Here is a 446-nt window from a genome sequence, read left to right on the forward strand (position 1 = left end):
CTGGCAGGCAGCGTCAGCGATGCTTAAGCCGCTCAAGAACATCGTCAAGGCCGTCCTGGAAAGTACGCGCCGGCGCCGCAACGAACAGCAGATCCGCCGCTCGAGCCGGCACGTCACGCGCGCCGAACTGGTGCGCGACCTGGCGGGCCTGGGCATCGCGCGCGGCGACACGCTGTTCGTGCACTCGTCGCTGAAAAGCCTGGGCTATGTCGAGGGCGGCGCAGCGGCGGTGGTCGGCGCCCTGCAGGACGCCGCCGGGCCGGAAGGCACCCTCCTGGTGCCGACCTATTACCTGCCGGCCGGCACCGTCAAGGCCGCCTGCGAGATGGAAGGCTATGTGTTCGACCCGAACCGCCACGGCACCAACATGGGCCGGCTTCCCGAGACCTTCCTGACCCAGGCGGCGACCCACCGCAGCGTGCACCCGACCCATTCCGTGTCGGCCT

General features: G+C 69.7%; 1 protein-coding gene. It reads left to right on the forward strand.

The features are described 5' to 3' along the window. Window positions 1–19 precede the first annotated feature (19 nt). Window positions 20–446, forward strand: a 427-nt coding sequence (locus tag KVT32_RS28790) for an AAC(3) family N-acetyltransferase (protein WP_217619280.1), incomplete at its 3' end; no start/stop codon positions are given.

The sequence above is a fragment of the Achromobacter sp. GbtcB20 genome (assembly GCF_019091095.1).
GTDB classification, from domain to species: domain Bacteria; phylum Pseudomonadota; class Gammaproteobacteria; order Burkholderiales; family Burkholderiaceae_B; genus Achromobacter; species Achromobacter mucicolens.